Source organism: Flammeovirga aprica JL-4 (assembly GCF_012844305.1).
Classification (GTDB): Bacteria; Bacteroidota; Bacteroidia; order Cytophagales; family Flammeovirgaceae; genus Flammeovirga; species Flammeovirga aprica.
In genome coordinates this window covers 19,429-29,187 of the sequence record NZ_JABANE010000105.1, presented here as the reverse complement: position 1 = coordinate 29,187, position 9,759 = coordinate 19,429, and the positions used below count along the sequence as shown (strand labels likewise).

Annotated in this window: 7 protein-coding genes; 5 read left to right on the top strand and 2 right to left on the bottom strand. The window is 32.3% G+C overall.

Features of this window, described 5'->3' with window-relative positions; all coding sequences use genetic code 11:
* The first annotated feature begins 155 nt into the window (after nt 1–155).
* The 3 genes from HHU12_RS26795 to HHU12_RS26785 all read left to right on the top strand — a co-directional run bounded on the left by HHU12_RS26795 (nt 156) and on the right by HHU12_RS26785 (nt 3,218).
* Nucleotides 156–701 carry a pyridoxamine 5'-phosphate oxidase family protein gene (locus HHU12_RS26795; protein ID WP_169659820.1) on the top strand — a complete coding sequence of 182 codons (546 nt, stop codon included), beginning with the start codon at nt 156–158 and terminating at the stop codon, nt 699–701.
* 68 nt (nt 702–769) lie between these two features.
* Complete coding sequence (locus HHU12_RS26790) at nt 770–1,360, top strand: acyl carrier protein (protein ID WP_169659819.1); 591 nt, start codon at nt 770–772, stop codon at nt 1,358–1,360.
* Nucleotides 1,361–1,412: 52 nt separating this feature from the next.
* A complete protein-coding gene (locus HHU12_RS26785; protein WP_169659818.1) occupies nt 1,413–3,218 on the top strand; it encodes a mucoidy inhibitor MuiA family protein in 1,806 nt (601 codons plus the stop codon).
* A gap of 70 nt (nt 3,219–3,288) precedes the next feature.
* Here the strand turns inward: HHU12_RS26785 and HHU12_RS26780 are convergent, their stop codons facing one another.
* Nucleotides 3,289–4,389 (bottom strand): SMP-30/gluconolactonase/LRE family protein, encoded by a 1,101-nt coding sequence (locus HHU12_RS26780; protein ID WP_169659817.1) that lies wholly within the window; start codon nt 4,387–4,389, stop codon nt 3,289–3,291.
* A 67-nt stretch (nt 4,390–4,456) separates the two neighbouring features.
* Nucleotides 4,457–5,032 carry a Crp/Fnr family transcriptional regulator gene (locus HHU12_RS26775; protein ID WP_169659816.1) on the bottom strand — a complete coding sequence of 192 codons (576 nt, stop codon included), beginning with the start codon at nt 5,030–5,032 and terminating at the stop codon, nt 4,457–4,459.
* A gap of 350 nt (nt 5,033–5,382) precedes the next feature.
* On the opposite strand from HHU12_RS26775, the gene HHU12_RS26770 reads away from it, so the two are divergent.
* Both HHU12_RS26770 and HHU12_RS26765 read left to right on the top strand, forming a co-directional pair.
* Entirely contained in the window at nt 5,383–8,547 is a 3,165-nt protein-coding gene (locus tag HHU12_RS26770) for a WG repeat-containing protein (RefSeq protein WP_169659815.1), read from the top strand.
* A gap of 190 nt (nt 8,548–8,737) precedes the next feature.
* Nucleotides 8,738–9,397: a hypothetical protein gene (locus tag HHU12_RS26765; protein ID WP_169659814.1), complete on the top strand. Its 660-nt coding sequence runs from the start codon at nt 8,738–8,740 to the stop codon at nt 9,395–9,397.
* Nucleotides 9,398–9,759 lie beyond the last annotated feature (362 nt).

Sequence of the window (9,759 nt, the reverse complement as noted above, 5' to 3'; positions counted from 1 at the left end):
CATTGGTAAACAGTTGTTTCTTCAATTTTCAAAAGCTCATTTTTAGTTATACTTTAAAATGTCTCAATACTAATCATTAAATAAATGACTGATGCATTGAAGCATCAATCTTTTCATCTTAGCAATTACATTGTTACTAAATACTTAATTGAAAAATGGGAAAAAAACTAGATTTTATCACCCCTGAACTTCAAACTTTTATTGAAAGTCAGAAAATGTTTTTTGTAGGAACAGCTGCAGATGAAGGCAGAGTGAATATCTCTCCAAAAGGGATGGATTCTTTCAGAGTTATTGACCAAAATAAAATAGTATGGTTAAACCTGACGGGAAGTGGAAATGAAACTGCAGCCCATTTGTTAATCAACAATCGTATGACGATTATGTTTTGTGCTTTTGAAGGAAAACCTTTGATATTAAGACTATATGGCACTGCAAATATCTATCATCAAAGAGACGAACAATTCCATCAATACGCTGATTTATTCCCTGAAAATATTGGCACAAGACAAATTATAGAAATGGATGTCGATTTGGTTCAAACATCATGTGGTTTTGGGGTTCCATTAATGGATTATAAAGAAGATAGAACCATTTTAAATGACTGGGCTAAGAAGCAAGGGGAAGATAAAATTAAGGATTATTGGAAAGAGAAAAACTCAAAGAGTATTGATGGGTTTGAAACTAAAATCTTTGAGGATTAAATCAATATTCTGCGAGGGAGACTTTTGGTTTTTGATATTCTTTTTTTTAAAATAAACATGTGGTATGTATGGGATTAGATACAGTAGAACTATTAATGACAGTAGAGGAACTTTTTGATATACGTATATCTGATAAAGAAGCTGAAACAATATATACTGTAGGAGAATTTGCACAATCAGTTTATGAAAAGGCAAATCTGAGTGATTCACAAAATCATATTTTTGAAACCGTATTGTCTGATATCATAGAGGCATTTGAAAAAATTGATAGTACAAAAATACTACGGCCTGATACTATTATAATTGATGCACTTCCTAATAAACACTTGGGTAAGGAGTGGTCTCAACTTCAAAAGCTATCAAGTTATAGTATTCCAAATCTGGCTAAAATTGACCTCAATCCAAGTATCGAAAAGACAAAAACATTTTTGGGTTTTACTTTGTATGTTGAACAAGAGCCACTTACAAAGGGTACAATTAGAGATCTTGTTGATTGGGTCATTTCAATTCATTATAAAGAATTCTTGCCAATTGAAAAAATAGCAAGCTTATACGAAGTGGAAAGAGTGATATGTGGTGTACTAAATGAGTATTATGGAGTTGAAATTAATGAGATTCGTATGGATAGTAATATTGTAAAGGACTTAGGTATCGATTAGAAATATAATTCAAAGTGACACTACTTTTTAAAATTAAATATAATTGTAAACGATGAACAAACAACTTACTCTTATAGCATTGGCTATTTGTTTTTACAACTTTGCTTTTGGGCAAACGGAAAAAGAATACAAAACAGAAATCAATAAAGTGACTGTTTTTAAGAAAGGAGCACAAATTGAAAGAGAAGCTTCGGTTGACCTGCAGAAGGGACAAATGATATTAAAATTCACAGGGTTATCTCCTTATATTAAAAAGGGAAGTATAAGAGTGGATGGAGACGGTTCATACACCATTTTGACGGTACAGCATCAAAATGATTTTTTGAATCAATTGGATAGAAGAAAAGAAATTACAGAATTTAAAAGTCAGATTGAAGAGCTGAAATTCAAAATTGAAGAAGAAGAAACTTGGGTTAAAATTATCAAGGATAAAATTGAGTTTTTAAATTCTAATAAAAACGTGACGGGACAAGTTGAAAGTATTTCACCAGAAACTTTCAAGACTTTTAGTTCTATCTACAACGATAATATCGAGAAATTAAATCTTGATTTACTCAAACGTAAGAGAACAATAGCGGAGTATAAAAAAGAGATGAAGATGCTGGATAATCAATTGACTTCTCTTAATAATAAATCTGATCTTCCTTCAGGAACTATTCTCGTCACTGTAGAAGGAAAACAATCTGTAACTTCAAAAGTCTCATTAAATTATTTGGTGGATAATGCGGCTTGGTATCCTTCTTATGACATTCGATTTATAGGGGTAGATAAGCCACTTAGCGTGAATTATAAAGGTAATGTAAGGCAAAATACTGGTGTAGATTGGAAAGATGTCGACTTGGTTCTTTCAACAGCCAAAACGAATATCTCAGCTTCTATACCTTTATTATCACCCTTCTATTTACAGTTTTATTATCCTGACTTATCAAGAGCACTAGATCCTGATTTATCAAATGCTTTGCAAGGGCAAGTTGCCGGAGTTTCCACTAGACCTGTAGGTAAGTCTTCCATTCAAATTAGAGGAGTAAGTTCATCTTCTGGGGCTCCAGAACCCCTATATGTTGTAGATGGAGTTACTTATACTCAAAATCCATCTATTGATCCAGATGAAATAGAAAGTATTGATTTGATAAAAGACGCGGCTTCATCTGCAGTCTATGGTTCAAGGGCATCAAATGGAGTAATAGTTATTAAAACAAAATCAGGAAAAGGTCCCTCATCTGCACCTGCAGGAATTACTTATAAAAGGGTTACGTCTAATGAATACACCGTAGTTAATTCACAAACCATTCTTTCAAATAATAAGACAACCACAATGAGTTATAGAGCATCTAACCTTGATGCCGAATTTGAATATCAATCTATACCAAAGTTGTCTGAAAATGTTTATTTAGTGGGTAAAATAAGTGATTGGTATAAAGCAGAATTGATTGATGGGGAAGTAAACGTTTATCTGGAAAACTCTTATGTGGGCAAATCCAATATTAATACAGAACAGTTCAAAGATACTTTAGATATTTCTTTTGGGATTGATAATAACATCAGTATAAAACGTGAAAAGCTAACTGAGTTCTCAGCAAATCAATTTATAGGAAGTAATCGAAAAGAATTTATTGCTTTCAAACTTTCACTGAGAAATAATAAAAATTATCCGATTTCAACGATGGTCTACGACCAAATTCCTGTTTCAACCGTAAAAGGAATTCAAGTTGAAATGTTAGAAATTTCCAATGGTAACTTAAATAAACTGACTGGTAAAGTACAATGGAAAGTAGACTTGAAACCTAATGAAAATAAAGAACTTATCATTAAATATGCGGTGAAATACCCTAAAGAGAAAACTGTGTTAATTGAATAATTCAAAGAATTAAACAAGAATATAAAATAAACCACTCGAACACTTTTAAGTTGGTCGAGTGGTTTTTTATTTACTCTTCCAGCTTATATCTGCCAATATGATCTGTCAAATCACCTCCAAGATATAAAAAACCATTATGTTCCTCCACTGAACTGGCTTCAGAAACAAACTCACCAGAGGTATCATAATAGGTTTTCAGTATTTCCCCTTTTTCACTCAAATGCATGATCATACCAAAAGCTTCTTGCTGTGGTTGCAACCAAAGAGGGATAGAAAAGATGATTTTTTTCATACCTGTATTCGGTTGGACTTTATCCAAAACGTCGTCTCTTCTAGTGGTGAAACCAAGCCAAAAGCTTCCGTCTTCTCTTGTAGCGACTCCGTTGGGGAGACCTGGAAGATTATCAATAAAGATTTCAGTTTCGCCTTTTTTTTCACCTTTCAGCCAATAACGTAAAACTCTATATTTTGTCAATTCTACTAATAACACGAAATCATCGTTTTGTGAAACGGCGACTCCATTGCCAAAATAAGAGCCATCGATCAGCGTTTTAACTTCTTTCGTTTTTGGATTATAAGAGTAAAGACCTCCGTCAGGTCGAACTTCAAAGATGATCTTGCGGGCATTTAATCGGGAGAAAGGAACTTTGGAAGAAGTGTTGGAAAAGTAAATCATGCCATCTTTAGCAATGTCTACATCATTTGGTATTAAGAATTGATTTCCATGCTCATCTTCACTCGCAAGAACCGTCATTTCGCCTTTCTGATTAATGCTTACCAAACCTTTATTAGGTACACATGCAATCAGGTTTTGCTGAGCATCAAAGTGTAACCCCGCTACCCATTCTTCTGTATTACAGAATTCAGAAATATTACCAGCAGTATCAATTTTCAATACTCTTCCATCCGAGAAATCAGTTTCTGAAATATGGGCACCACAATATAAATTTCCCTCTTTGTCTACGGCAATATCCTCAGGTCCGTACCATCCTTCAAGGTCGATCCATTGTGTAGCACCGAGCAATTCATTTTCTGCAGTACTTCCTTTGAGTTCAGGTTTCTCAGGAGGAGTCCAGGCTAAAGGTTTAAGAGAACAAGATGCTAACGTTAGGTTTAGAGTTAGGGCAATAATGCTTGCTTTTAAGAAGAATAGAATTACTTTTTTCATCATAACTTCGTTTGTTTTTAAATAATACTACAAAGCTATAGTGCTGAAAAAAGGAGTGCATTGATATTTGTTAAGAAATGCTGATTTGCTTCCGAACTCTACTCAGTGATTCTGGAGCAATACCAAGATAGCTCGCAATTTGATGTTGAGGAACTCTGTGTACAATCTTGTCGGCATACGTTTGAATAAAGTCCAGGTATTTTTCTTTAGCCGTCAGTATTTGCATCTTTCTAGTCCTTTCAATCACACAGAGATAATTTTTCTCGGCCATAATACGCCCTAGTTTCTCAAACTTAGAAGCTTTCTGATAGAGTTCTGCCATGGTTTCAAATGATATCGCATAGACAGTACTCTCTTCTATGGCTTCCAAATTCTCTAGAGCAGGAGTTTGAGAAATAAAGCTGGAATAGCTGGAAATAAACTGACCGTCACAAGCAAAATAAGTATTGATTTCCTTTCCATCTTGAAGATAATAGGAGCGGATCAAACCCTGATCAATAAAATATACTGCATCTTCAATCTTACCTTCACTACTCACAACAGACTTTGCTTTATAGTGTTGACAGATGAGCTTTTCTTTTAAAATCTCCCACTCATCTTCTGTGATTTGAATTAAATCAATCAGTATATTTTTCAGTATTTCCATCAGTTCAGGTTGTTATTAGAATTGAAATAGCGATTTCAAGTTACAATTATTTACTTCAAATCTTTTAGCAATCCTCATTTATAATTTTCAAAAAAAGAACCACAGTTTTATAAGTACAAAGTCAAAAATATATGATATTGCCAATAAATTATGTCTAACATAAATAAAATATAGCAAACTAATAATTCGTACAAATTAGTAAACTCACCATTGACTACATGTGGTAATATCTAACAAACGAAAGCAAACTATTTACCACATAATAATCAATTGTATTATTTAGAGTAGTTACTGATTTGGAGTGTATTTATAAATTTCAATTAAAAAATCATCATTTCTATTGCTTTGTCATGAATCAAACATTTAAAGTTTTATGTTTTCTGGCACTCTGTGCTTTATTCTCTTTTACAACAAGCCTTCCTAAAGATCCTTTAAAGAGAGCTAAATACTTCAAACATTATAATAGTAATAATGTCGCATTTCAGAAAGGTAAAATTGCTAAAAGTATTCCCATAGGTACTAGACCTGAATTTGTATTAAAAACGGATGAATATTATAAAAAGAGGAACTATCATCCAGCTCATTATACAGCAAGTACAGATGATTTCGATACGGAGCAAGAATTTGAGAATGCACTAAAAAGAGTAATTTCCCCTATAAAAAATATTTATGATTCATTGAGCAGTCTTAATGAGACTACCGCACTTGAATTTAGTTCAAGCAAGTCTGCTAAAGAGCTTCTAAAAAGTAAGAAAAAGAGATTAGAGTTTAAAGGAGTTTTTGAAGCCGATTTTATTGGTTTAAATGTAGATGGTTTTCATATTGTCAGAAGGGGACTGAAATATGGAATGATTGATGAAGCGGGAAGAATAGCAATCCCCATTGAATATGATAATATTGATGTTCCTTCTGAAGGAAAAGTGAGTGCTCGAAAAGGGCATAAATGGGGGTACTTGAATCTGAAAGGTGAAACTGTAATCCCGTTCCATTTTGATCATGCTCAAGTATTCACAAAAGGTTATGCCTCTGTTGTTTCAAATGAAAGGGAAGGTGTAATCGATAGTTCTGGAACATGGATAGCAGGACTTGATGAGAATGATGATTGGTTATCAGTTGTTCTAAGACCAATAGTTTATACCACTACTGTAGATATATATAATTATAAAGGGGAGGATTCCGAAATGCACACAGAATTATATATTATTCCAAATAGATTGACGAATACATCTCCTCTGGTAGTATATAATGAAAATTTAAATAACTGGAGAGATTCGATAGGTGGGGAAAGTATGGAGTACCCTCGAACTAAGGTGAGAGGTTATTATGTATTATTTGAGCAATTTATATTTGATGCAAATGGAAGGTTTATTAATTTTTTGGATCAACCTTATAAAATTGATTCTAACAACAGTGTAGGAGAGATCCAAATAGGCTATGTAAGAGGACAAGATCAAGTCTATGCCATCCGTCCACAAGCAGATGTAAGAAAGATTGATGGTTCAACTTTAGAAATTTCTTCAGTTACAAATAAGCTTCTTGCTGTTAGAAAAAGAAACGAGGGCATTTTGCTTTTTAATATGGATGCTTTCGAATATATACACAATTCAAAAGGAGCCATTATTGCAAGAGAAAATTCATTTATTGTAAACGGAGAGACCACTAAGCAATATGATCTTGATGGAAATTTGTTAGTAGAAGTGGGTTTGACTACTGAATTTTTTGAAAGTTATACATTGTATAAAAAAGGTGCTAAGTATGGTTTTATCTTTGATGATTCTTATACTGAAGCTGTTTATGAGGCTTATGAAAATGATTCCAAATTATCTTATATTTTTATTAAAGAAAATGGAAAATGGTCTGTGTTCGATAAAGATTTGATTGGGCAAACCAATTTTGAATTTGATAAATATGAGGTGTTAGACGAGGGGACATTTAGACTTTATAAAGGAAATAAATTCCAAATCTTTGATAATGGGAAGCTATATCCGCGATTTTTTAAGCCTATAAAAGATGAGGTGGTTTCGACAGCTGAAAATTCTACTGAAATGCTTTACCCTATTAGTACTATTGGAAAATATGAACCTGCTTATTGGGGTTATTTAGATAAAAAAGGCGATGTAGTCATTCCTCATCAATTTATTGAAGCTTCTCGTTTTAAAGATGGATTAGCGGTTGTAAAATCAAATACTTCAAAGAAAAAGGGAGTGATCACTACGGAAGGAAAATATATTATTCCTCCTGTTTATTCGAAAATAAAAAGAACAGGTAAGTATTTTCTTGCTCAGAGAGGATATTCAGTAAAACTGCTCGATAGAAATAATACCATTGTAAAGTCCTTCGAAAAGCAAATGATAAGTGAGTGTGGAGACAATTCATTTACGCTTAAATCGTATGGTTGGCAATGGGATAAAGAGGAGATTTATTATGATGTCAATAACAGTTATGAAGCTAAGATTAAAAAGGCTTGGCTTACTAAAAAAGGATACGCTCAAGTTTCTTTGTTTGTTGATCAACAGGTAGAGGAAAATCAAGAAATTATGTATGCACATCGAAAAAAGCATGACACGCTTTACGATTATCTATTACAACATAATATTGCTTTTAATGCAACAGGAGAGCGTACTATAGTAACGGAAACACCAATACTTAAAGGTATTTCAGGTAAACCTCTTCAACTGGAAAGCTTCAATAAAGGGATTTATACCTATAAAGTAATAGATAAAATGCTTGCTGCTAAAGACTATCTTTATGTCAGAACCAAAGAAAAAGTAGCACTTGATGGAAATACGGTTATTGATGATATTGGACTTCAAAAATTCATCTGTAAGAATGAGAAAGGAAAAATTGGTGTTTATGATAAAGGTATAAAAAAGTGGTTTGTTCCTTTAGAATACGATGAAATTGTGGAACATCAGAACTTACTTTTATTAAGAAAAGGCAAACAAGTTTCTTTATCGAATTTAGAAGGTGATATTTTTAATTTTGAGGTAACTTCTAAACATTTAAAAGGAATGGGTTTTTATTTGAACCAATATCTTTTTTGTCCTTCAATAGGTGATACACTTTTTGATCTCAAGAATGAAAAAAAGATTACCCTTCCTAGAAAGTTTGATCAACTTGAACCATTTAAGGTAAATGATCACCTTATAGTTGTAGGAGATGGTTATTACTGTAATTTTCATAATGAAAGAGTAGAAATATATAAGGAGGGGTTAGCTTATTTTTATAAACTATCATCAACTGATAAAGCATTAATTGTAAATTCTTATGCTGCTAACTTATTAAGCTCAGGCTCAGACACAAGAATGTGGTGGGGAATAGTTGATGAAAACTGTGTCTGGATACACAAGCCTAAATATGATAAAATCATTAATATCGATCATACCATTTATGGGTGTACTTTAATGAGCAAAAACTACATTAAAGCTGTACGACTTAATTTGGACGGAACTACTGTCAAAGTTGATGATTATGATGAATTGAGTAGAGTTAGTGAACATTACGGAATTGAATAAGTGAAGAAAATATGGATAGACACCAATTAAGTAAAGTGATCAGTGAATCTTCATTTTCAATGCATGAAGGGGTGACTATTTAGATATAAACTAATGGTATACAAAATTAAAATTACACTTTTTAAAAATTTCTGCTTTCCTTATTAGAATAATAAGTCATGAAGCAGGATAATCACTTAATATAATAGAAATGGATAAAAAATTTAATTGGATTAGTACAATTTTACTTGTCATTTTATTCTCGAATTGTTCATTATATGGACAGTCAGAGAACTTCGATTATGGTAGTGTTACTGAAAATATTTACACAAATGACTATTTCAAATGTAAAATTGAAATACCTGAAAATTGGGTAGTACAATCAAGAGAAAGAACAGATCAGATAGCAGACTTAGGAAAAGAGTTAATTGCTGGAGATAATCAAAAGCTTAAATCCGTGATCAAAGTTTCGAATGTGAATACTGTAAATTTATTATGCGCTTTTCAGCATGAACTAGGCTATACAGTTGATTATAACCCGAATATTATTGTTGTAGCTGAAAATGTAATTAGGTACCCTGAAATAAAATCAGGTAGAGATTTTTTGTTTCAATCAAAAAGATTAATGAAACAAAGCCAGTTTAAGTATGATTATGTGTCTGATGAATTTGAAAGAATTAAAATTAGTGGAGTTGAATTTTACAAAATGGAGGCTCATATGAATATAATGGGTACGGAAGTCAAGCAAATGTTCTATTCTACAATCAGGGAAAGGTTTAGTTTTAATATAGTTATATCATACGTAACTGAAAGTCAGAAAGAAATATTGTTGGAGTCTTTGGACTCATTAAAATTTAATGCAGTTAAATAGCATTAGTGGTTCAATTTAATTATGTCAAATGCTCCGACGAAAATTAAACAATGCATACTATTTTGTTGATTATTTGTCGGAGCATTCTGTGTAATAATTTTTTGAGTAATCCATAAAAAATCAAACAAGTTGATTAAAAATGTCTTTTGTTTCCTGACTAAGTCATCAGGCGCTAATGTTGAGATTTAGTGTTTTTTAAATACTGCAAACCATAAGAAACCTCCTAGTCTTCTTTATACTCTAAATTTTCTAAAACTTACTATGTATACAATTGCTTCTCTTTTCTCAAGTAATAGTTATGAAAAGAAAACATAGAATCTTAATATTGGGTTGGAAATGAGAGCTAAGCTAAAAATAGTAAA